General features: G+C 54.5%; 18 protein-coding genes and 1 tRNA gene. 5 read left to right on the forward strand and 14 right to left on the reverse strand.

Going from position 1 to position 22,280, the window contains the following annotated elements:
- The 7 genes from KP708_RS08895 to KP708_RS08925 form a co-directional block, all read right to left on the reverse strand.
- Positions 1 to 180 (reverse strand): transposase (locus KP708_RS08895; RefSeq protein ID WP_215750933.1); only part of this gene is annotated, 180 nt, incomplete at its 3' end.
- Between the two features lie 35 nt (positions 181 to 215).
- Entirely contained in the window at positions 216 to 383 is a 168-nt protein-coding gene (locus KP708_RS08900; protein ID WP_215750932.1) for a hypothetical protein, read from the reverse strand.
- Positions 384 to 400: 17 nt separating this feature from the next.
- Positions 401 to 1,813 (reverse strand): TolC family outer membrane protein, encoded by a 1,413-nt coding sequence (locus tag KP708_RS08905; RefSeq protein ID WP_215750931.1) that lies wholly within the window; start codon positions 1,811 to 1,813, stop codon positions 401 to 403.
- Between the two features lie 39 nt (positions 1,814 to 1,852).
- Positions 1,853 to 4,285, reverse strand: a complete 2,433-nt coding sequence (locus KP708_RS08910) for an ABC transporter permease (RefSeq protein ID WP_215750930.1) — start codon at positions 4,283 to 4,285, stop codon at positions 1,853 to 1,855.
- 5 nt (positions 4,286 to 4,290) lie between these two features.
- Positions 4,291 to 6,747, reverse strand: a complete 2,457-nt coding sequence (locus KP708_RS08915; protein ID WP_215750929.1) for an ABC transporter permease — start codon at positions 6,745 to 6,747, stop codon at positions 4,291 to 4,293.
- A 15-nt stretch (positions 6,748 to 6,762) separates the two neighbouring features.
- Positions 6,763 to 7,446 carry an ABC transporter ATP-binding protein gene (locus tag KP708_RS08920; RefSeq protein WP_211498061.1) on the reverse strand — a complete coding sequence of 228 codons (684 nt, stop codon included), beginning with the start codon at positions 7,444 to 7,446 and terminating at the stop codon, positions 6,763 to 6,765.
- Positions 7,447 to 7,460: 14 nt separating this feature from the next.
- Positions 7,461 to 8,780, reverse strand: a complete 1,320-nt coding sequence (locus KP708_RS08925; RefSeq protein ID WP_252348091.1) for an efflux RND transporter periplasmic adaptor subunit — start codon at positions 8,778 to 8,780, stop codon at positions 7,461 to 7,463.
- Between the two features lie 199 nt (positions 8,781 to 8,979).
- Here KP708_RS08925 and KP708_RS08930 point away from each other — a divergent pair, with 199 nt between their 5' ends.
- Positions 8,980 to 10,149, forward strand: coding sequence for a response regulator (locus tag KP708_RS08930; RefSeq protein WP_215750928.1), 1,170 nt, complete (start codon positions 8,980 to 8,982; stop codon positions 10,147 to 10,149).
- Complete coding sequence (locus KP708_RS08935) at positions 10,150 to 11,370, forward strand: PAS domain-containing sensor histidine kinase (RefSeq protein ID WP_215750927.1); 1,221 nt, start codon at positions 10,150 to 10,152, stop codon at positions 11,368 to 11,370.
- Positions 11,371 to 12,376: 1,006 nt separating this feature from the next.
- Here KP708_RS08935 and KP708_RS08940 read toward each other — a convergent pair.
- The 4 genes from KP708_RS08940 to KP708_RS08955 all read right to left on the reverse strand — a co-directional run bounded on the left by KP708_RS08940 (position 12,377) and on the right by KP708_RS08955 (position 17,435).
- The gene (locus KP708_RS08940; protein WP_215750926.1) at positions 12,377 to 13,795 is read right to left on the reverse strand and encodes a GGDEF domain-containing protein; all 1,419 of its coding nucleotides are present in this window, start codon (positions 13,793 to 13,795) and stop codon (positions 12,377 to 12,379) included.
- A gap of 522 nt (positions 13,796 to 14,317) precedes the next feature.
- Positions 14,318 to 14,917, reverse strand: coding sequence for a nucleoside 2-deoxyribosyltransferase (locus tag KP708_RS08945; RefSeq protein WP_215750925.1), 600 nt, complete (start codon positions 14,915 to 14,917; stop codon positions 14,318 to 14,320).
- Between the two features lie 66 nt (positions 14,918 to 14,983).
- A complete protein-coding gene (gene xylB / locus KP708_RS08950) occupies positions 14,984 to 16,444 on the reverse strand; it encodes a xylulokinase (protein ID WP_215750924.1) in 1,461 nt (486 codons plus the stop codon).
- Positions 16,445 to 16,562: 118 nt separating this feature from the next.
- A complete protein-coding gene (locus KP708_RS08955; protein WP_215750923.1) occupies positions 16,563 to 17,435 on the reverse strand; it encodes an N-formylglutamate amidohydrolase in 873 nt (290 codons plus the stop codon).
- Between the two features lie 77 nt (positions 17,436 to 17,512).
- Here KP708_RS08955 and KP708_RS08960 point away from each other — a divergent pair.
- The 3 genes from KP708_RS08960 (at position 17,513) to KP708_RS08970 (ending at position 18,844) form a co-directional block, all read left to right on the forward strand.
- Positions 17,513 to 17,587: transfer RNA gene (locus tag KP708_RS08960), tRNA-Val, on the forward strand.
- Between the two features lie 334 nt (positions 17,588 to 17,921).
- On the forward strand, positions 17,922 to 18,431 hold the full coding sequence (locus tag KP708_RS08965; RefSeq protein ID WP_215750922.1) for a hypothetical protein: 510 nt from the start codon (positions 17,922 to 17,924) through the stop codon (positions 18,429 to 18,431).
- A gap of 233 nt (positions 18,432 to 18,664) precedes the next feature.
- Positions 18,665 to 18,844: a hypothetical protein gene (locus KP708_RS08970; RefSeq protein ID WP_215757166.1), complete on the forward strand. Its 180-nt coding sequence runs from the start codon at positions 18,665 to 18,667 to the stop codon at positions 18,842 to 18,844.
- Between the two features lie 240 nt (positions 18,845 to 19,084).
- Here the strand turns inward: KP708_RS08970 and KP708_RS08975 are convergent, their stop codons facing one another.
- The 3 genes from KP708_RS08975 to KP708_RS08985 form a co-directional block, all read right to left on the reverse strand.
- On the reverse strand, positions 19,085 to 19,819 hold the full coding sequence (locus KP708_RS08975; RefSeq protein WP_371822769.1) for a transglycosylase SLT domain-containing protein: 735 nt from the start codon (positions 19,817 to 19,819) through the stop codon (positions 19,085 to 19,087).
- A 133-nt stretch (positions 19,820 to 19,952) separates the two neighbouring features.
- The gene (locus KP708_RS08980) at positions 19,953 to 21,752 is read right to left on the reverse strand and encodes an aminopeptidase P family protein (protein ID WP_215750920.1); all 1,800 of its coding nucleotides are present in this window, start codon (positions 21,750 to 21,752) and stop codon (positions 19,953 to 19,955) included.
- Positions 21,749 to 22,279, reverse strand: coding sequence for a GNAT family N-acetyltransferase (locus tag KP708_RS08985; protein WP_215750919.1), 531 nt, complete (start codon positions 22,277 to 22,279; stop codon positions 21,749 to 21,751). Before KP708_RS08985 ends, KP708_RS08980 begins: the two co-directional genes overlap by 4 nt.
- Position 22,280 lies beyond the last annotated feature (1 nt).

Here is a 22,280-nt window from a genome sequence, read left to right on the forward strand (position 1 = left end):
GACCAGATCGGCCTGCGGTTCAGGCACTGACAGATCAGCGGTCCGATACTGCGAAATCCAGTGTCCCAATGTCGATTTGCCAATCCCCAGATCCGCTGCCACGCGGGTCCGTGACAAACCGCTGCTCAAGGCAATCCTTACCGCCTCACGGCGGAATTCTTCTGTGTGCGTCACTGCCATGGTTCCGTGCCTCTCCCGATGTGAGCTTAAAACGCTCAGTCAACCGGCACAAAACCGTAGCAAGTCCAGTTTTCGTAACGCACGATCAGTGCCATCGTAAGGAACACGGCAATGCCGAGTGCGAGGCCCGCCAGATTGAGAAATGTATAGCGTTTCTGACCGGCAAGAGTGCGCCAGGTGGCTCTGAGAGTATCGGCGAACATAATCAGGTTCTCCTTTCTTACCAGCCAGCCTTGTCGATAGCGGAGATCGGCGCCTGAAGAGGTTCCCAGCCGCGTGTCCGCGCATGCTGAAGTTTTGCCGCAGCGTCATAATGAGGCATTCCGGGTAGGAGATCCCCACTCTGAAGCCGTCCCATCGCGGCGAGGAGCGTTGCTTCTGCGACGATGGTATCATGACGACTGCTGGCGAGTTCCACCTGGGCTGACCGCAGGTTCTGATCGGCATAGAGGACGTCGGTCGTGCTCCGCAGACCGTAGCCATATTCGATCTGGTATCCCTTGAGAGACGTCTCACCGGATTTGACTTCGGCAATCCCGGCACTGATAGCCTGTAATCCGTTTTCAACGGCATGCCAGTTGGTTGCCACGTCCTGAAGCGCGGTCCGCCGCGCGAGTTCAATGTTCTCGCGGGCCTGTTCGTCTATGTTGCGAGCCTGGCGGATCTGGGAGTTGTACAGATCTCCGTTGTAGAGGGGCTGGACGAGTTGCACGACGCCAGTCACCTGTTCGCCATACTGTCCACCCCGGAACGGTGAGGCGGGACCGATCGTTCCGAAAGTGCCCTGAACCTGAATTTGTGGCCCCCACTGTGAGCGGGCGGTGTCGATGTCGGCAGACGTGGCTTTCTTTGTTTCCTGCATCTGGGCGAGCTGTGGATTCAGTGTAAGCGCAGTTTTCAGCGCCTGATCGAGCGTTGCAGGCAGGCCCGGCAGGCTGTCTGGCATTGTGAGTTCACTGGGATCTGCGCCAATAACCGCGCGAAACTGTGCCACGGATGCTGCAAGCGTGGCCTGAGCCTGTGTAACGGCAACCTCTGCTGACCGTCGGCGCGTCTCCGCCTGCTCGACATCGGTGCGCGTAACCTGTTCGGAGGGCTGTCCGCCGAGATTGTAACGCGAGGTTGTCAACTGGACCTGCCTTGTCAGCATCTCCAGATCTGCGCGACGGACGCCGAGTATGTTTCGATCTCGCAATACATTCATGTAGGCCGTGACGACATTGGTAAAGACCTGCGCCTCGACGAGCCTCAACTGATGCTGCTCCGCCTGGGAGCGGGCGTCCGCTGCACGGACCTGATTGGCGACATGGCCGAATGAGTACAGCGTCTGCTTGGCTGATACATAACCTTCAGCAGAGTTGGACGTATAGGAGCCAAGCGCAAAGGCGCTGGTGTACGGCCCCTGTTGATAGGAAGCGTCCATGTTGAGCTGAACGGTTGGCCTCCAGCCTGATCTGGCTTGCGCTGAGTTTTCGGTAATGGCGCGCTGATTGGCCTGCTCACCCCGCAGTGTCGGATTGCTTCGGTAGGCGAGAGCCAAAGCCTCCTGCAACGTTTGAGCATCTGCAATGACTGGGAAAGCGGCCGTGGACGCGACCAGCAGGGCAAGAACGAGGGGCGTGCTGTGTCTCATGATTCGGGCAGGGTCCTGAGTGGTGAGTAGAGCAGCGGTTCATGAAGAGCCCAGAGCGATGGCCGGTGCACTGCGGGCACCGCGGCGGATCTGGAACAGAGTGGTGAGAACGGCGAGCGCGAGTACGATCAGGGCAGTCAGAGCAAAATAGAGCGGAGAAAGGCTGATCCGCCGGTCAAACCCGGACAGCCAGTTACGCATCACCCACCAGGCAACCGGCCAGGCGGCGATGTTCGCAATCATGACTGGCCGCAGGAACTGGAGGATCAGAAGGCGCGTCACCTGTTGGGCTGTTGCGCCGAGCACTTTGCGGACCCCGATTTCGAATAATCTGCGGCGGACGTTGAACACGGCGATGCCGTAGAGCCCGACGCAGGAAATAGAGAGAGTCACAAAGGAGGCGACAATCATCAGCATTCCGCGCTGCTGTTCTGGCCGGACATCCTCATCAATGATGTCACCGACACTGCGCAGATTCAGCGCGCTTTCCGGGTAGACCTGCTTCCAGATCGTAGCGATTGCTGCTCGCGTTGTGTTTTCAGGAGCGTTTCTGTAGCGGACAGAGAGTACGCCGTACCCAATCGGTCCTGATATGGCATAGTAAAGCGCAGGTGTGACGCTGGCCCGACTGTCCTTGAAACGCATGTCGGCAATGACGCCGATGATCGTCTGGATATCCTTTCCATGCAATGTAATCGGCGTTCCGATGGCACTTGCATCATTAGCGAACCCAAGCGCTCGCACTGCGGATTCATTGATGACGACATTATGTGTGCCGAACGCCAACGCCTGGCCGGTGAGGAAACTGTCGAATGGGGCCGCGGGCATAGGGCGACTGTCGTAATCATGAGAGCTGTCGAACAGGCGCCCGGCGAGAAGGTGTGCCCCCCAGACAGGAAGCGTCGAGGATTGTGTTCCGATCACAGCCAGTATGGCAGGCGTTGCATTTCCTGGGCGGGTTGTGTCGAAGGTTATACCTGCGCTGCCTCCACCGGGCGCATCATCTGAAACCGTGGCGCCAGTGACACCTGGAAGGTCACGTACAAGATCGCTTAATCGCTGCTGGCGCAGACGCTCGGTCGGGTCATTCGGCAGATGGCTTACGAGAAGGCCGGATTGATGGAACCCACGGTCCATGGTCTGGAGCAGGTGCGTCTGGCGCCAGATGACCAGCGTGCAGATTGTCAGTGTCACAGCGAAGGAGAACTGAACGATGGTCAGCCCTTCGCGCAGGCGGCTCCCGAGGCGACCGCTTCCTGGCAGGCGGGCTGAGGAGAGAACCGTAGCCGGCCGGAAGCGTGAGAGGACCCATGAGGGATAGGCTCCTGCGCAGGCCCCTCCGATGACGGAGGTAATGATAAGGAGAGGCACTGCAAAGCCGAAATCGAGCCGGATGGGCCAGCCACTCAGCGTCGTGATCCAGGGCAGCGTCAGTTCAGTCAGGGCGAGGGCGACAAAGGCCGCGATCAATGCCAGCCCGATGGCTTCTGCCGTAAACGACAGCCCCAGCATCAAGACCGTCGCTCCCAGCACCTTGCGCATCGCGACTTCACGGGCCCGGGTTGCCGCAAGAGCCGTGGACAGTGTGACGAAGTTAAGCAGCCCTGCGCCAAGTGCCAGCAGACCAACGATGCCGAGGATCACTGGCAGGCGTTTATCAGTCCCTCGCATACCAATGGTGGCGTCGAAGAAGTGCAGACTGGTGAGAGCACGTCCGCGGACAACATATTTTTTAGCGTCTTGTTCCGACAGCCCTGCGGCATGTCGCTGTACGAGACCTTGGAGGAGGGTGGGGAATTGAGATGCGACCGATGGCGAGACCCGCAGCCAGATTTCAGATGTGGCCATTGGCCAGAGATTATTGATGTGCAGGGCTGCCTCCGAAGACGGAACAATGATGTCCAATCGTGGTGTGGTATTCGCGGGAAGTTCCTTCAGAACGCCCGTGACATGCAGTCTGTGAGTCTGCCCTTTCTGGGTCAGGTCGAGTGTTTTTCCAAGAATGCTATGGTCGGTCCCGAAGAAGCGTAGTGCTTCTGCCTGTGAGAGGACCACGCCGTCTGGGACCAAAGCAGTTGCGGGATCTCCTTCCAGAAGCGGCAGGGCAAAGACATCGAAGAGATGCGGGTCGGTGCGCGCAATGAAGACGTCCCAGGCGTTTTCATTGACGCGAATGGTCGCTCCGGAAAAGCCTCGCAGGACGGCGGTCGCGTTCCAGTCCGGATGTTCGGCGCGTAATGCGTCGATGAGGCGAATGCTGGAGACGGACGCCTCGCTGTCATCGAACGCGTCCAGCCGGTAAATGTCCGCAGCGCGTGGAATCCAGCGGTCAAAGCTGAATTCGTAGCGTACGATCAGGGCCAACGTGAGAAACGTTGCCATACCCAGTGCCATGCCAAGCACGTTCAGTGTTGTGAACAGACGGCGCTGGACGATGCCGCGCCAGAAAACCAGGGCGATATGGGATAGCATGACGCTTACTCCGCTCTGAGCGCACGGGCAGGTTCGGCGCGGGCGAGACGTAATGTTTGTCCAAGGACGGTAAGGGCAGCGATGGCAATCGTTCCGCTGACGACAATCGCGAAATCGAGCCATGAGACGGCGATCCGCTGATGGAAGCCTGAAAGCCAGGACTGCACCACGAGCCATGCCGGGACAGCGGCGAGGGCGCAGGCGACAAGCACGGGCCGCAGGAAATCACGCAACATGAGCGTGAGGACCTTCTGGCTCGTCGCCCCCAAAGCCTTGCGGATGCCGACTTCATGCGTTCTGCGAAGTGCAATAAAGGACGCAAGCCCATACAGCCCGAGGCACGCAATAGTGACGGCAATTCCTGAGGCAATGGAGAACAGCCAGCCGCGTCTCTGTTCCGTGATGTAGAACGTTGACATACGTTCCTCAACTGTCTCGAAGCTGGAAGGGGCATCCGGGAAAACCTGATCCCATGCCGACTTAAGACGTGTTCTCATGATGTTTTCAGAGGCACCAGAAAAGCGGACCGATGCGTGCGGATAGGTCTGAGGAGCGGTGGAATAGAACGTGATCTGGGGTGAGACGTCTTCGCGTGCGGAAATGAAACGCATGTCTTCGGTCACGCCAATGACCCGTAACGTGACACCTCCGCCCTTGACCAAAGCACCAACAGCGCTTTCAGGCGTGACAAACCCCAGTCGGGACAGGGCGGTATGGTTGAGGACTACGTTCCAGGTTTTACCTGGCGCCTTATAGAATGCATCGTCCCCGGGGCTGTCGTCTTCACCGTGGCTGCTGTCAAACCAGCGCCCGGCAAGCAGGCGGGGGCGATAAGTCGTAACATAGTCGCCAACGATCGTATCTCCAAGGACGTGAATGTCTCCGCCGTGCGATCCAACGGGTGTGACATCAAATCGGTGACGATTGTCGATATTCGGGGTGAGTTCAGAGAGACATGTGGACACCACGCCAGGGGTGTGACGCAGGGCTTCGATGAGGGCACGCTGCTTTCCGGCATCATTCGCCATGTCACCGGAACTGATAAGCACGCCTTCACGTGCGAAGCCCAGATCCAGCGCCTGCATGAAATTGGCCTGCCGGTTCACCACGAGCGTACAGATCGCGAAGGCCACGGCGAATGCGAACTGTATGATGACGAGCCCATTCCGCAGACGCACCGCGCTCCGGCCGCCGGACGGCATCCGGGTTGCGGCAAGGACGTGTGCCGGTTGGTAGGACGAAAGAATGATCGCCGGGTAGAGGCCGCAGGCAAGGCCAGTCAGCAATACGACGCCGAAAAGGAAGGGAAGCGTAAAGCCATAGTCCATATGCAGGGTCGTACCGGTGAGGGCAGCCGTGAAAGGGAGGGCAACTTCACACAGGGCGAGCGCGAGTGCGCCCCCCACGGCGGTATTGACTATGGCTTCCCCTACGAACTGGACGAACAGTACCATTCGCGTGGCGCCCAGTGTCTTACGGATAGCCACCTCTCGTGCGCGCAGACCAGCCCGCGCCGTTGCGAGATTGATGGCGTTGAAAACGGCGAGCAGGAGCGCCAGAACACCGATCAGTTCAAGAATATTAACGACCGATCGGTCGGTTGCCTCATCTCCGCCAATGACCTGTAGATCGTGAAAATGTGTTTCGCGCAGGCTGACCAGTGAAAGGCGGAAGTGGCGTTCGGGATGGATACCTTCGCTGTTGTCGTTATTCGCATCTCCGGATGCGTGATCGATCACAAAACGGGTCAGGTTTTGTGAGATTACACTGCGATCGACGGCATGATGTACCCGTATGAAAATATTGCCTGCACTGGAGCCCCAGCGTGTGAATTGCGATTTTTCCATCTCGTAAGAGGGGATGGGCTTTACAGCCTCCGGTCTAATCGTCACAGGCCCGCTTGGACGAGCGAGTATGGCCGTTACCGTCTGGCTGACTCGGTGGCCTTCATGGTCTGTCGTGATGATGCGTCCGAGCACGTCGGTCGTACCAAACAGGGCCTGTGCCGTATTGGCTGAAAGGACGATCGCGTCTGGCCGGGTCAACGCCGTGCGTGCATTGCCGCGTTCGAGCTTTAGAGTGATGACATCGAAAAAAGATGGATCGACCATAGCGGTGTCGGCCGTGACCCTGCGATCGCCTGCGCGAAGCTGATAATCCGCTGTTTCGTAGCGTGTCGTGGCAAGGATCTGAGGGAAGTCCGTATGCAGGAACGGAAACGCGATGAACGGCACATCGGCGTTCTCCTGCGGAGCGTTTCCGGGATTCATGTGATGAGCGTCAAGGCGCAGAACATTCGCAGCATCAGGAATGGATGTGTTGAAGCTGTATTCATACCGAACCTGCAACGTCAGCACGAGGCAGACCGCCATACCGAGTCCCAGCCCGATCACGTTGAGAGCCAGATAAAGAGGCTGACGCCGGGCCTGACGGACGATATTGCGCAAGATGGTGATGAGCATGACGCTTACTCCACCTCAGATAGCGTTGCGGACGGAGACCACGACCTGACCGTCGAGCATGTCGATGCGGCGGCGCGCGAGGTCGGCGTGGCTGGGGGAGTGTGTGACCATGATGATAGTGGCGCCTTCGTCATTGAGGCGCTGGAGGATATCCATCACCTGTGCGCCGTTATCGGTGTCCAGGTTACCGGTCGGTTCGTCGGCGAGGATCAGGCTGGGCTGGCCTACAATGGCGCGCGCAATGGCCGCGCGCTGCTGCTGGCCGCCTGAGAGTTGAGAAGGATAATGCCGTGCACGGTGCGCGATGCCGACATGGTCCATGGCATGCGCAACGCGGTCCCTGCGCTCGCTTTTGGGCATCTCACGGTAGATGAGGGCCAGTTCGATGTTTTCTTCGATCGTCAACTCATCGATCAGGTTAAAACTCTGGAATACATATCCCAGATGTTCCCGGCGGAATTTAGCCAGTTCCGCTTCGTTCATTGCGGTCAGTTCCTGTGTGCCGAAGCGATAGGAGCCACCGGTCGGCCGGTCGATCGTGCCGAGGATATTGAGCAGGGTGGATTTTCCGCAGCCTGAAGGCCCCATGATTGCGACGAATTCGCCGGTCTCGATCTGAAGGTCGATGTCCTGCAGGGCCGTGGTTTCCACCTCGTCAGAACGGTAGAGGCGCTGGATTTGAGAAAGTTCGATCAGCATGATGTTCGGCCCTGTCAGTGGATCGAGAGATGGTTGAAATTCTTGTAGGAATTGTAGGAAGAGACGATCACCCGATCTCCATCATGCAACCCGCCGGTGATTTCGACCTGCTCGGGATTGCGACGCCCGGAGGTGATTGAAMCCCGGTCTGCGCTGTGATCTCCTGATGCCATGACAAAGGCCGAAGAGCCGCCACTCGCCTCCAACCACGCGCCATTTGGCAGGACGAGAGCACGATGAGTTTCACCGAGCGTGATGCGCAGATCGACGCTTTCTCCGCGCCTTAATCCCACTGGTGGAGGACGGTCGAAGGTGAGTTCCGCACGAAACTGGCCGTTCGTGACCTGTGGATGCACGCGGGATACGGTCATTGGCAGTTTTGTGTCGCCAAGATCAGCCTCGGCCCGTTCGCCAATTGCGACGCGACCTAGATAGAACTCGTCAATGTCCGCATCGAGACGGTACTGCCCCTCGCTGTCGATCTGGCCGATCTTATCTCCAGCTTTCAGTGACTGCCCCGGCTGAAGGTCAAAATTGGTCAGTCGGCCATCCAACGGCGCACGAAGGACGAGTGCATTGAGGCTGGTCTCCACGACGTCCAGATTGGACCGCAGCCGCTGGGCTTCTTCGTCGATCTCGTTTCCCTGCCGATCCGCGACCTTCAGATCCAGTGTCAGTGCATTTTCAAGGCGTTTTAGGCGCTGGGCGTAATAGTCAGCTTCGTCACGATAGGACTGAACGTTCGCGTCAGATTCAAAGTCTTGTCCGTGAAGTTGCTGGCGGATGGAAAGCTCGCGCTGGGCCTTGAGGAGATTATATCTGGCCTCGGCAAGCTGCGTTTCTTCGCTTGTGCGGGTCTGTTGCAGGGTCAGGCGCTGGGCACTAACTGCACCGAGTTGGCTTGCGATCTGCGCTTCTCTGGATGTGACGTCCAACTGGAGCTGAGGATTGGTCAGATGTGCCAGAACGTCCCCCTTTTTCACGAGGGCACCATCCTTTGCCACGACTTCAGAAACTTCTCCGCCCTGTATGGCGTCGATAAAAGTGACATTGAGTGGAGCAACGGTGGCGCGGACTGGGAGGTAATCGAGAAATGGTGCGGACTGTACTGTCGCGACTGTGAGCCGGTCCTGAGATACCGAAAGCGTTCCCGACGCGGGTACGAGACGCCATCCAGCCCAGAGAAGACCGATGACTACCACAGGAGCGCCATAACGCAGAGTCTTCCGGAGCACGACTTTACGCCGTGAAGGAGGAACCACCCGATCCATAACGGCGCCTGATGCCGGGCGCATCGTAGTGTTCGACGACGCTTTGGAAACGGGTTGATCCATGCACTGTTTCTCCTGTTCGCAAACAGTGTATCATGGAGATGATTGAATTTATCTTATTGATAAATAAGGAAGAAATTAAGGTATCTATCTAGGATATGTCCGGTTTCGAACGTGGTGTCCGGAACCGGACACCTCTGAAAGGCCAGTCAAGATCGAAATGAATGACTTCCGCAACGAATCGAGAGAAGGAAAGTCGTTAGTGCCCCGCCTTCTCTTCGTCGATGATGATCGCGATGTGCAGATTGCTGCGAGGCTGTTGTTTCGCCGAAGTGGGATCGAGATGCTTTCCGCGTATGGAGCGGAAGAGGCTCTGACACAGCTTGCATCTTTTCCTGTGGACCTTGTGCTGCTGGATCTCAATTATAGGAAGGGCGAAAGTAGCGGCGCAGAGGGACTGGCCTTACTCAGAGATATCCTGGTTCTCCGTCAGGATTTGCCTGTGATCGTCGTAACCGGTCATAGCGGCGTAACGATTGCGGTTGCAGCGATGCGAGCAGGCGCTGCTGATTTCGTTATGAAGCCTTGGAATAATGAACGCCTTCTTGCGTTGGTTGGCACAACCCTAAAGGGGCGTCGGGCCGATCAGGCGGCTGAAACCGATCCTGTTATGATCGTGGCATCGGAAAAACTGCGCCGTATTGTCACTGAAGCCGATCGCCTGGCCGTTACTCGTGCTCCACTAGTCATTACAGGGCCCTCCGGGGTTGGAAAGATGCTTCTTGCACGGCGCATTCATGCGCTTTCTCAGGAGAGCAATTCTGCAATGACGATCCGCGCGGAAGATTGCGAGGAACTGCTGGAAGAAGGCGGAACGTGGATCTTTCGCAACTTTGAAGCGCTGTCTGCACCCATGCAACGACATCTGGCAGACAGGCTGGATGAACCCACGCCCCCACGGGTCATTGCCCTTTCATCTGTGGATCATACTGGTTTGGAGGCCGCTCTTGACCCGCGACTGATGCTGCATCTTGGAATGGTAGTACTGGCGCTGTCGCCTCTCCGTGAGCGACCTGAGGATATCCTTGCCCTGAGTGGACATTTTTTACGCTATTTCTCAGTCCGGCACGGGCTTATGGAGCCCGTGATAGACGAAGAGCGGCGTCAGTTGCTCTGTGGAGAAGCATGGCCGCAAAACGTGCGAAGCCTTCGTGCAACCGTTGAGCGGGCGGTCCTCACGGGAACATGGAGCTGGACATCATCTGACGGGCAGGGCGGGGCTTCAAAAAGCACGCCGACACTGCGCGATACAGAGCGGTCCCTGATCGAGGCAACTCTTCGCAAGCACGGATTCAATGTTACGCAGGCTGCGCGAGAACTGGGCCTGACACGACCGGCGCTCTACCGCCGGATGGCAAGGTATGGGCTTTAGATGCGGGTTGCGATTGAAACGCTTCTGCTGCTTTCCGGCATTGTAGCAGCCTGTCTGATCACGGCTCCGGCGTGGCAGCACGGGTTTTACGCGACGGCTGTTCTGCTATCGTGCTTGGGATTATTTTGTGCTGGCTCTGTCGTAGAGGCACAGATCCGTATGGCACGACGCCTGAAACGACAGGAACCTTCTGTCGTGCGATCTGTGGATCGGGAAAAACTGCGCAATCGGGCGCTGCTGGACCATGCTCCAGTTCCGCTGCTAATCCAGTATGTTGATGGCACCCTGCATGCCGCCAATCGCGCGGCGCGGCGTCTGTTCATGACGGACGGTGTCCTCCGCGATCCACCACCGCCACTTGTCATGGCATTAGAAAATGACAAGACCGGGCCAGAAAAACGTCTGATCCGGCTAGCGTCCAGCGGAGGCCCATCCCGGGTCTACGCGTTATCGGTAGGGAAGGGTGGTGGCGCCGGAGGCATCGTAGCGTATCTGGCACTGACAGATGTTGAAGCCGGACTAAACGCTGCTGAAGCACAGGCACTTCGTGATCTGTTGCAGATTTTGAGTCATGAAATCATGAATTCTCTCACACCCATCGTTTCTCTGTCGGCGACGGCAGAGGATCTGTTTGCCGAACGGTGCAGCTTGAAGAGAGAGCGTTATGAGACAGACGATCTGATCATCGAGGCGCTTGGGACAATCCGTCGCCGTACTGAAGGGTTGGATCGTTTTGTTCGTGGGTACCGTAATCTTGCCCGCCTGCCAGAGCCGGATCTGAAATTAACGGACCTTGGTGCATTAGTTCAGGAGATTGTCCGAATTTTTACTGCGCGATGGAAAGGATATGTGGCGCTGGATGTCGTCTTACCGTCCGGCCATATCATGGTTCGGCTTGATGCCGTGCAGATGGAGCAGGCGCTGCTAAACCTTCTGAACAATGGCGCGGAGGCTGCTCTCAACCAAAGCGCTCCTCGTGTGCAATTGGCTGTCAAAACTGCGAATGACGCGATTACTATCCGTGTTTGCGATAATGGACCGGGTATAGACGTGGCTCTACGGGAGAAAATCTTCGAGCCGTTTGTGTCATTCAAGTCCGGAGGAAACGGGATTGGGTTGCCTCTCGCACGCCAAATTATCAGAGGTCACGGCGGCAGACTGATACTATGGAGCACAGGCGAGCAATCGCATTGGAATACGACGTTTGAGGTGCAGTTATAATATCTTCCGCGAGGAAAAGCAGGTTTGCAAACGCCACATGAGATAGGCAGGTTTCTTCATTTATAAGCTCCGTAACCCTCTCAAATTACCACTATAATATGTTGGATTAATATCCGGGGCATAATTAGGGGTATTATAAAATACTCATCGAAAATTTTCTTTGAAAATCATACAATTAACCGTTCAAATACATTGACATCCCTCCGCCATTCAATGCGTCCCACAATAATTCATAGTGATTTTAGTGTCATCAAACTGGCGATTTTTGCTGTTTGTGTACTTTATAATGCTCCGTGATAGTCCTTCACGCTCATACAGCGTCGAGATATACATGGGGGTATCGATGCTGATGGATATTCAACTGCATCGCCTTGCACCAGCAGAAAAAACCTTACAAACGCGCTGATACGGGCGGCTTGTCCATTCTCGTACAGCCCAACAGCTCGCGACTATGGCGTATGAAATATCGCTTCAGCGGCCGCGAGAAGTAAACTACGGGCCGTTCGTGATCCTGCCTTGACCAGAAAGCGCGTCGGGCCGAGGCGCAGAGAGCAAATCGACAGTTACAGAGCGTCGGATAGGACTGGACTACAGCACAGAGCGATCAGTGGACGGAGCACGACAGAAAAGATGTGGCAACCAATCCGCAACGTTTCTTATGGCCGCCACTTGGTCGGATCAATCTTGATGACATCATACCTCCCATAGTTGCTGGAGGTGATCCGCCGGATTGAGGCCACGAATGCAAAAGAAACCGCACGTCCGATCCGGTACAAAACCATAGCAAGTCCAATGGGCCTGACAGAGGGATATAATTGGAAGACCGCCTTCAGCCGTTTTTTAGAAAAATGAGTAAATTTTTAGCTCTTTCTAATTTTCCTTCAGACGCTAATTCATATTATCACTTTTCGGATGCATCATCAGAATTACGGGAATATTATGCCGTCGTAAAAAGAGAACGCCGCAAAAAAATTATAGAAAATACAAACTAAAAACGAAGAAAAAATCAGAAATTATTTAAATGAGAATATTTTACCACACAATTACGACCCGATGCTTTAGCCTCATATAATGCCGCGTCCGCTTTCGTAAGAAGAGACTGAAAGTCTTTTTCACTTATACAGCCTCGATAAACAACTCCTATACTGACAGTCATCTGTAATCCTGATTCAGCAAGAAGGCAGGGAGCATGCTCTACCGTTTGGCGAATTTTCTCAGCCAGATCGATAGCCATCTTTTCATCAAGAGCAGCAACGGTAATCGCAAATTCTTCTCCGCCGACGCGGCCAAAAATCTGGTCGGGACAAAGCACATCAGAAATAGCAGCAGTCACGGCGACAAGAGCTGCGTCTCCCGTAAAATGGCCATACGTGTCGTTGATATCCTTAAAACGATCAAGGTCTATCATAAGTATGGCAACGCCGTTGTTCTTCTGGTTTTCTACAACGTCCTTAATCAAGGCCGCGCTTCTCTCCAGATAGGCCTGGCGGCTCAGAACATGCGTTAGACTATCCCAAGTAATGGATTGATTCAGTCGCGCTACCAAAGCGCGTTGCGTGTTCATGATAGCTGCTACTGTAAGGGGGCCAAGTACCAGAAAAGAAAGACCAAGCCGAAAGGAAACGGTTACACCAATAGTCTCATGCGCCTGATGGAAATTCAGAAGCCCGGCTTCTACAATTCCCATCACCGTGACGTTAAAAATCAGGACGACAAGACACATAGGCAGAACGCTGTAGGTCAGGGCACACCACAGCAGGGCAGGGACGGGAAAAGCAATTGCGCCAGGACCGCCAGTGAGGGTAGCAAGAACTACTGATGCTGCCAGACTTACAATCGGCGCGATATTGAAGCCTGACGTTACCAACACACTGCGCCAGCCTGCATTCGCAAGATCCGAAAACCATTTTTTTCCTGCAAAACAGACAGGAAGCAAGACGAGATAGCGGTTCAGCTCACTACTGAACCACAAAATAAAGCGCCCCCACGGGGTACTGCCAGGAAGAGAAAATGCAATTCCTGTTCCCACTAACGCTGCGGCCCCTGCCGCGCCTGAACAAACCAGCAGTAAGGCGAGAACAGACTGGGGGCCATCCAACTCTGTCTCTTGTCGTTCCAAGCGCCGAAACAAGATGTACCCCATACCAACGCCAGCCAGGTTTGCCGTTGTGAGCCAGGCATTTGTAAAAAGCGGATCAGCCATTATCCACCCAGCCAGTAAGTAACCGACAGAGGCACTGATCCAGCAACTTTTTTGGCTAAAGCGAGGGTAAGTAATCATCAGCCACAGCAACAGTGCATTTGCTGGCCAGATCTGAGCAAGCTGCCCGATATAGCGCGAAGATATACCTACTGTTGCTGCAACGAATACAACGATACCGACAAAAAGAAACGGTGGGCACTTTTTTGTCAGACGTAAAAGCATGAAAAAAATCAGACTATCCCAAATTTACAATAAGCGGACCCTTTGAAGTCTGCATCAAACATGTTTTCCAAACCATTAAGAAGCGCCTATGCGTGCCCGAAGATACCCCGATAAAGACTTACAAACAGAGCATGTCATATTCTTTGACCTAAAAAATAACAAAGTCACTTTTCATGATAGAGTATTTCACCATCCTCCCAATGACCCGTATCTCCCTAGCTCATTTGAAGCTCGACCGGCCCCAAAGCCGGTACTCATTGACATAGAACCGTGTACTTTTCCGTCCTTGAGGCCATCTTTCCCACTGCTCTCTGGAGCAGCAGAATGAACAGGTTTCAAAAGGTCGTCCCGCACATCTCGATGGGGAGAAGCTGCACATCCCGCCATAATACTCAAACAGACAATGGCCAGCCTGTGAAATCGCAAGGCAGTAACCTTTCAAGATGATAATCCTGCCCGCGGGCGCTCTCAAAGCTTCTCAGCGAGCATTTCCCATAGCTGTATCAAAGAGAAAGGCACGTTTTAATGGCTCAGACGCCCTGAGAGACGTTTTGCTGCTTTTCGAAAAGCTTCATAAAAATCCGGGTCAATAGAGATTTCCCCGCCCGAGAAGCCGATGAAGCCGTCTACCATGCCATTTTGTAGAAGACCTTCAGAATGAACCAACATTCCATCTGGATCTTCCTGACTGCCTGAAGCGGGCGCCCCTTCCTCGGCCCTCGGTCGAAGCGACTGCTTCCAGGATTTTTCCCAGTATGCTTCAACTTTTTCGGGATACAGTCGTCCGTCAACTGTATAGCCCTCCATCGGCTTGCCCAAACCGTGCATGTAACCGATTTCCACGGCAGTGCCTGGATCCATGTCCGCCGCACGACGGAACGGATCCACACAGAACAGGCCTGCATCACACTGATCCATCAATGCTCGGTCAGCGCGGACAAATGCCAGAATGGTCTCCCGTCCTGGCGGCATCAGACGAGCTTCTGCTTGCCCGTCAAACGGAGCAATCCCTTCAAGCCCATACTCCGCACAAATAGCTTTGAGGCGCTCGAATATGGAGAGAGCATCAGGTCGAAAGACGAGATCTCCAGCAAGATAGACGGAAGGAATTTTTGTCTGCATGACCATGGGCCCTACCACGCGTTTTCCGCAGACAAAACCTCTTCTTTTTGCGTTACCAAAATTAATTCACGCATCCTGAATGTTACGAAGCGCTGAATATATCCGACGGTACCTGCAATAGGCCGCAGCATATTCATTTTGAAGGCCAGCTTCAGGATCAGTTGCCGAGACACGTTCTGGAGACGTGCAGACGCTCTCTACACTTTCACCCGTTGCCGCAAGACGCGCCAACCTGGCAGCCCCGAATGCGCCACCATGCTCTCCATGTGCCAGGCAATGGAGCCGTAAATCCAACACAGACGCCAGAATGGAAATCCAGAATGGGCTGCGCGATCCCCCGCCGATGACATCAGCTTCCTGAATGGACGATCCTGACACCTTCAGACCCTCAAGGGCGTCCCGGAAAGAGAATGCCACCCCCTCTAATACTGCCTGCGTCAGCTCAGCACGGCTTGTGTCCTGTGAAAGCCCGATAAATGCCCCTCGAATGGTCCCATCGTTGTGAGGCGTTCTTTCTCCAGACAAATAAGGGGCAAACAAGACTGGAGAAGGGTGGGACGGTTTTTCCGGAAGTTCAGCCAGCAGATCAGCTTCTTTCATCCCACAGGTTCTTGCCCACCAGGCAAGCGAGGCCGCGGCAGACAGAGTGACGCCCATCTGATGCCAGGTCTTGGGAACAGCGTGACAAAATGCATGGATGGCAGACTGATGCTCCGGACGAAATTCGTTGGTCGTTACCCAAACAACACCAGACGTTCCCAGCGAGATAAACGCATCGCCATTGCGGATTGCGCCCAGCCCAACAGCTCCCGCAGCATTATCGCCCGCACTGCCGGCAAAGACCGGGGAAGCAACCATTCCCCAACGTTTGGTGAGCTCTTCATTCAGATATCCTGCTGGCGCAGTCCCCTCACGGAGCTCAGGCATGTTGGCACGTGTCAGGCCCGTTGCCTTCAAGGCTTCAGGTGACCATTCACGTTTTCCCACATCCAGCCAGAGAGTGCCTGAAGCATCGGACATGTCTTCAATCATCTGGCCCGTCATTCTGTAGCGCAGCCATGCCTTGGGAAGGAGAACATGCTGAATACGTTCGAAAATTTCAGGTTCATGCCGCGCAACCCACAGAATTTTTGGAGCGGTAAAGCCGGGCATTGCCACATTGCCCGTAATCTCTCGACTGCGGGGGAAACGCTCTTCAAAAAGCGCACATTCCGCCTCTGAGCGGGTATCATTCCAAAGAATACACGGGCGCAGAACCTCTCCCGCAGAATCCAGCAAAACTGCACCATGCTGCTGGCCGGAAAGACCAATGCCCCGTATGGCAGAAACAGCTTCTGGAACTCTGGACTTCAAGTGGTCGATGCCACGACAGGTCGCAGTCCACCAGTCTTCCGGAGCCTGTTCGCTCCATCCATCGTATGGCCGACTGACTGTCAGACCCTCTGTATGAGACGCAACTTCCTGTTGGTTCTCGTCCACCAACAAAACCTTGATTCCGGAAGTTCCGACGTCAATTCCCAGAAACATGCCTATGTCCCAAACCAGAGTTTAAAATCCGGAGCTTAGCGCATAGTTTCAAAGAATAGGCAGGGCACAATCTAGTGACCGGTTTCTTGAGTTCGTAACCATAAAAAAGCCACCGGGATTATTCTGCCACAGCAGCCTCGCTGAGCTGAAAGGCGTGACATGCAAGATCAGCCAACTCAAGCACAAGGCCGTCTATATCGTTTTTAACCTGTTCAAACCCACGCGACGGCTGAAGGGTGGCCGGATTCAAATAACGGGATCGGCATATTTCGAGCTGAAGGACATGAATGCCCTCAGATGGCTGGCCATAATGTCGCGTGATGTAGCCCCCCGCGTAAGGCACATTTCTTCGAACAGCGTATCCTCTGCCTGAAAGATACTGCTCCACACATTCTGTGAGAGCGGGGGAACATGATTTGCCATGCAGATCACCCAGAACCATGTCGCAGCTTTTCGCCTGATGCAGGCGGGGCATGGAATGAGCCTCTAGAAGAATTACTGACCCAAACTGTTTCTGCATTTCATGCAAAAGATTCTGAAGGGCCTGATGATAGGGGACCCACGACGCAACCAGGCGCCTTTGAACTTCATCCAATGGCAGGCAGTGCGTATAGATTGGTCGTCCTTGCGTGGCGCAACGCGGAATAACCCCGAAACCTGCACGGACTTTTGAGGTCTGCAGCAGACCAGAGGTGGAAAGAGAAGGTTTGAACATTCCCGAATCCAGTTCACGACAATCCCGATTAACGTCACACCAGATCCGTGGAAATTCGGTTGTCAGCAATGTTCCCCCGATGGATGGAACACATTCGAACAACTGATCGACAAACCTGTCTTCTGTCTGCTGAAGCTCCCACAATGAAAGCCGACTGCTCTCCAGAAAATCCTGAAAATATTTCTGTCCGGAATGCGGAGAAGAAACCACAAGAGGAATGGCCGTTTTCTGAGGCTTTTGAATGATTACAGCAGGATAGGGGGAAGGGTCAGTCATAACCTCAGTGCATTTTTTTTGTTCAAGGGGGTTGTCACCCACATTCCAGACAGTTAAACACCGCCTCACCGGATCGGGGGCGCATAGCTCAGCGGTAGAGCACTACCTTGACATGGTAGGGGTCACAGGTTCAATCCCTGTTGCGCCCACCACCCGATCCGGTCAGATATTCTCAAAAAATCAATAACTTCAATCATCCTCTACTTTTCTGTGCTTGGTATACCGCTCAGAATTAGAGCCCTCCAAAAAAATCACCGGGCTGACTTTTCGCAAGAACTGAGACCCCATCACTCAAAATCCCACCGCAAAATAACAGAGTGATTCAGCGTAAGTCCTTGCTGCGCGCAATTAAACTTCGCTACGCGGAATAATCCAGAAACGGCCCTCCCAGCACATTTTAGCTTTATCTGGCCCAATCAATTATCGGCAACATTCATTTTCAACCGCCCTTTGAGGCGGTTTTTTCATATCTAGGGACTTTATTATATGCACTTTCTCAATCGCATCGCTGCGTTTGGCCTGTCGGGTATGCTGCTCGCTTCGACAGTGGCCTGCTCGACGACGAGCAACAGCACCAGCTTCAACACAGCCGCCCTGAACAAGGATGCCGCGGCCATCGCTTATGCGGTTCAGATCATCGAAACAATGCCGGGTGTAATCAATCACCTGTCCACTGATGACAAGGCCAGGTTCGATAGCCTTGTAGCCCAGATCGAGAGTGTTACCGCCTCGATTGAAGCCAGTTCTGGCGGATCCATTACGGTTGATACCGGGAAAAGCTGGGCAAAATCTCTTGGAGCCGACCTCAATACGCTGCTGACAATCGCGACCCCGATTGTGCAAACCTATTGCCCTTCAGCTGCAAGCTATATGCAGACCGTCCAGTCCATGGCTCCTCTGGTCGAAATGCTCGCTGGCCTGGTTGCAACTCCGTATGCAGATGCATCAACAGACAATGCTGATTTGATCCGCGCTCGTATTTATCGGGGTATCTAAACCAATATGGAAACCCAAAATTAAGGGAGAGGCGCCTTGGCTATTTACTCCTTACATTTTTGGTTTTTGATGCGATTTGGAATCCAGCACCTTCCATAAAAAAGCTGACGAAATGGGTATGCGATCGAAAGCAAGAACAGCTTTCGATTTCAGATTTCTGATAAGATTTTAAGCCATTGTGACGCTCATGACATTTTTCAGGGCACTTTGCGATTGTTCCCGGATTTCTCAAAATGACGGTTTTCGCTTATCGAGAGGAAACCCGACCCTTTAAAGGAACCTCCACGCTGTCGATCAGTGCCAATTTTGACCCATTCGAGGTCTTTCGAGCTTTCTGGACACTTTTGAAAGAACTCTACTGGCTTATGCTGTATCTCTATCATCTTTTGACAGGTTTCTCCCCGCAACGTTGATCCCCTCTAACGCGTTGTCGTCAGCCTCCTGCTGCTAGGCTGGCTATATCGTGGAGAGAAATTATGAGGTTCCGTTTTCTTTTGGGGCCTATCCTTTTGGCCTTTGGGCTGACAGCCTGTGCTCACGACCATCACTCTGATCGTGTTGATCGCACTCACTGGCGCCAAGGCGATACGCCAGGTCCATATTCCGGATACAAGCACAATAACTGGACCGCACCCGGCAGGTAGTCCAACGCCTCAGTTTTGTCGCCAGGCCATCTTGACGGGACTTGCACGATAAGACATCAGGTCGCGGCCATGGCTTTCAGTTCCTCCTCCGTTATTTGTCACATGATGAATAATGCGCGGAGGAGGAGCGTAAGCAGTATGGCTCACAGTTGATGGCGGGAATCTACTAGAAGTAGTCGTTCTCGCCTGCAAGGAACTTCTTGGCACATTGGTCGCTATTCGCTCATCAGACTGCGGCACGATAACCCGCAGACCTGAACCAGTCATAACCACCTGCGGCAAGAAATCTGGCGGCCTGTAAATGTCATTCTTCCCATTCCAGACTGCCATGACATGCTCTTCATATTCCGCGCCCAAAGCAGGCGTTAAAGAGTGATAGGCAGCCGTTGCCGCATTCCAGCCACGCAATTGCGTGAAAAGATTTTTTAGAAAAGAAGCCCCATATCTGACATTGGTGAAGGGGTCGAAAGCCTCTTCTAACGAGAGAAATGCATTCGGGTGATGATGAAGATTGACCTGCATGCAACCAACATCAATCGATGTGATACCTGCACTCTGAAAGGCCTCGACCGCAGCAACGGCCTCGACTTTTGAAGGATAAAAATATCCTTTCCCAGCAGCATTCACAGTCCAAGGCCAAGCGACCGTCCGGCCCGATAATGGGTCCCGACGGCCACTCTCTACACGGCTGATAGCCCCCAAAAGACCGTTCGGAATACCAACCTGCGGCTCTGCAATAGACACGGCCTCGCTACATGCCCGCGCCATATCCCAGTCATTGGCGCCTGCTGATGACGTAGCAACACTTATACAGAATAGAAAAAACAGGAGCTTCCCGGTCATACCAACCTTATGACCGGGGAAAATGAATAAACGCTTACTGGATACCGGTCGTTTCGCGCATCATTGGCGCACAGACCTTCTCAAGCCACTCCTGAACATCAGGCTCAACAACCGGTCCTACGCGCGTCAGAACGTCTGCGTGATACGCATTAAGCCATTCGAGTTCAGCATCATCCAGTAGCGTCACATCAATGAGCTCTCGATCAATTGGCGTGTAGCTCAGGATTTCAAATTCGAGAAATACGCCCTTCGCCCCTTGATAGGAGGAAGACTTAACAAGCATCAGATTTTCAATCCGAATGCCATAAGCCCCCGGCTCGTAATACCCTGGCTCATTGGAAACAATCATACCCGCTTCCAAGGCTGTCGGACGCGGTGCCGGTGAAATATTCTGCGGGCCTTCATGCACTGACAGATAACTGCCAATGCCATGTCCGGTCCCATGATCATAATCCAGCCCAACCTGCCAAAGAGCAGCACGCGCCAGAACATCCAGACGATGCCCCGTGGTTCCCGGCGGGAAACGCACGCGCGATAACGCGATATTTCCCTTCAGAACACGCGTGAACGCTTCTTTGACGTCCTGAGGAGCTGACTCCGGCCCAATCCAGAGCGTCCGTGTGATGTCAGTCGTCCCGAACGGATACTGCCCACCACTATCAATCAGATAAACGCTATTGGCCGGAAGCACGCGGTCCTTGCCGACTTCTGCACGATAATGCGGATATGCCCCATTCGGTCCTGAGGCCGAAATCGCATCAAAACTCTGTTCCCGATAGTCGGCAGAGCGTTGGCGGAACATCCCAAGGCGCTCCACAAGATCCGTCTCCCGTTGTCCCGCAGCAGATATCGAAACGGAATGGAGGAAACGTGCCATCGCAATACCGTCGCGCTGGTGTGCCTGACGTGCACCATCCTGTTCGGTCAGGTTTTTGACAGCCTTGGGTAGCGTGCAGGGATCATTCCCATCCACCACTGAAGCGCCAGCGGCTTTCAGGGTCGTTTCGAACCAAACTGGCGTCGTCACAGGATCGAGCCGTACGACCCTGCCACCCAGCGCTACGAGGCGTTTTTCCAGTGTACTCGGTGCCTGAACAGCGACCTCTTCATCGAGCGCTGTAGCCAGATCGTCTTCAAGGCGGGCAGGGTCCACAAACAGCTCTGCCCGACCATCAGCATGCAGCAGGCTATATCCATGGGCCACAGGCGTTAGCGGGACATCACTGCCGCGAATATTCAGGAGCCAGGCGACGGACGTGCAGTCCGCCAGCACCACAGCATCCTGTCCGGCTTTCCGTAACACGGCGGCCAGGCGCTGGCGCTTACTTGAACTTGCTTCCCCCGCCAGTTCCACACCGTGATTAATGACGGGATTAGCCGGCGCAGTAGGGCGGTCGAGCCATGCCTGGTCAATCGGGTTAAGTGCCAGTGGCACCAGCTCAACCCCGGGAGCACTCCAGGATGCCAGCATGGACCGACTGACCAGTTTGGGGTCATATCCGACGCGCAGGCCTTGAGCTTTTTCTTCCAGCCAGTCTGACGCAGGCTCCATGCTCACATGTCGCCGCTCCCAGAGATCATGGGGGACCTGTTCCTCCATCTGAACGGTATACCGTCCATCCGAGAAGACTGCAGCAGCGTCCTGAAGAATAACCGCCAGACCCGCGCTTCCCGTAAAGCCCGTCAGCCAGGCCAGGCGGTCGGAGCAGGGGGCAACATATTCCCCAAGATATTCATCCCCCCGCGGGATGATGAAACCTGCAACGCCCAGCGCCTCACACGCCTTGCGAACAAGAGTAGGGCGCTCTTTGAGCGGAATGGAGGAAAGGGTCATGGAAAGTCCTTTTCCGGTTTGGAAACAGCCTCAAGGCAGAGCGTCATGAACAAAAGATCCAGCCAACGGCCACCCTTGCGTCCAACCTGAGGCAAAATACCGTTATTTTGAAAGCCTAAGCGATGATGCAGCGCGATGGATGCCTCGTTGCCAGCCGTAATCCCGGCCACCATTACGTGAAATCCGGCCCTTTTTGCGTGCTGGATCAACTGCTTTAGCAAAAGCCTGCCTAGTCCGCGTCCCTGGCACTCGGATGAAACATATACAGAGTGTTCGACTGTGCCAGCGTAGCCTTCGAAAGCCCGGAACGGCCCATAGGATGCGTACCCACTGACCACGCCATCTCCATCAACGGCCACGAAAACCGGAAAGTTCTGAGCCTGTCGATCAGCAATCCATTTTCGACGCTGCTCCATCGTGAACGGCGTGCTGATCCAGAGTGCATCGGTATGCTCGATGGCGTCATTCGTAATCCGCAGAATTGCGGGAAGGTCGGCCTCCTGAACCTCACGGATTACGACAGACATC

It is taken from the genome of Gluconobacter sp. P5H9_a (assembly GCF_018812085.1).
Classification (GTDB): Bacteria; Pseudomonadota; Alphaproteobacteria; order Acetobacterales; family Acetobacteraceae; genus Gluconobacter.

Bases quoted from the DNA above. Each gene is read 5' to 3' on its own strand.
- KP708_RS08900 (WP_215750932.1), bottom strand. From the start codon at position 383: ATGTTCGCCGATACTCTCAGAGCCACCTGGCGCACTCTTGCCGGTCAG.
- KP708_RS08905 (WP_215750931.1), bottom strand. From the start codon at position 1,813: ATGAGACACAGCACGCCCCTCGTTCTTGCCCTGCTGGTCGCGTCCACG.
- KP708_RS08910 (WP_215750930.1), bottom strand. From the start codon at position 4,285: ATGCTATCCCATATCGCCCTGGTTTTCTGGCGCGGCATCGTCCAGCGC.
- KP708_RS08915 (WP_215750929.1), bottom strand. From the start codon at position 6,747: ATGCTCATCACCATCTTGCGCAATATCGTCCGTCAGGCCCGGCGTCAG.
- KP708_RS08920 (WP_211498061.1), bottom strand. From the start codon at position 7,446: ATGCTGATCGAACTTTCTCAAATCCAGCGCCTCTACCGTTCTGACGAG.
- KP708_RS08935 (WP_215750927.1), top strand. From the start codon at position 10,150: ATGCGGGTTGCGATTGAAACGCTTCTGCTGCTTTCCGGCATTGTAGCA.
- KP708_RS08940 (WP_215750926.1), bottom strand. From the start codon at position 13,795: ATGCTTTTACGTCTGACAAAAAAGTGCCCACCGTTTCTTTTTGTCGGT.
- KP708_RS08945 (WP_215750925.1), bottom strand. From the start codon at position 14,917: ATGCAGACAAAAATTCCTTCCGTCTATCTTGCTGGAGATCTCGTCTTT.
- xylB (WP_215750924.1), bottom strand. From the start codon at position 16,444: ATGTTTCTGGGAATTGACGTCGGAACTTCCGGAATCAAGGTTTTGTTG.
- KP708_RS08955 (WP_215750923.1), bottom strand. From the start codon at position 17,435: ATGACTGACCCTTCCCCCTATCCTGCTGTAATCATTCAAAAGCCTCAG.
- KP708_RS08965 (WP_215750922.1), top strand. From the start codon at position 17,922: ATGCACTTTCTCAATCGCATCGCTGCGTTTGGCCTGTCGGGTATGCTG.
- KP708_RS08970 (WP_215757166.1), top strand. From the start codon at position 18,665: ATGACGGTTTTCGCTTATCGAGAGGAAACCCGACCCTTTAAAGGAACC.
- KP708_RS08980 (WP_215750920.1), bottom strand. From the start codon at position 21,752: ATGACCCTTTCCTCCATTCCGCTCAAAGAGCGCCCTACTCTTGTTCGC.
- KP708_RS08985 (WP_215750919.1), bottom strand. From the start codon at position 22,279: ATGTCTGTCGTAATCCGTGAGGTTCAGGAGGCCGACCTTCCCGCAATT.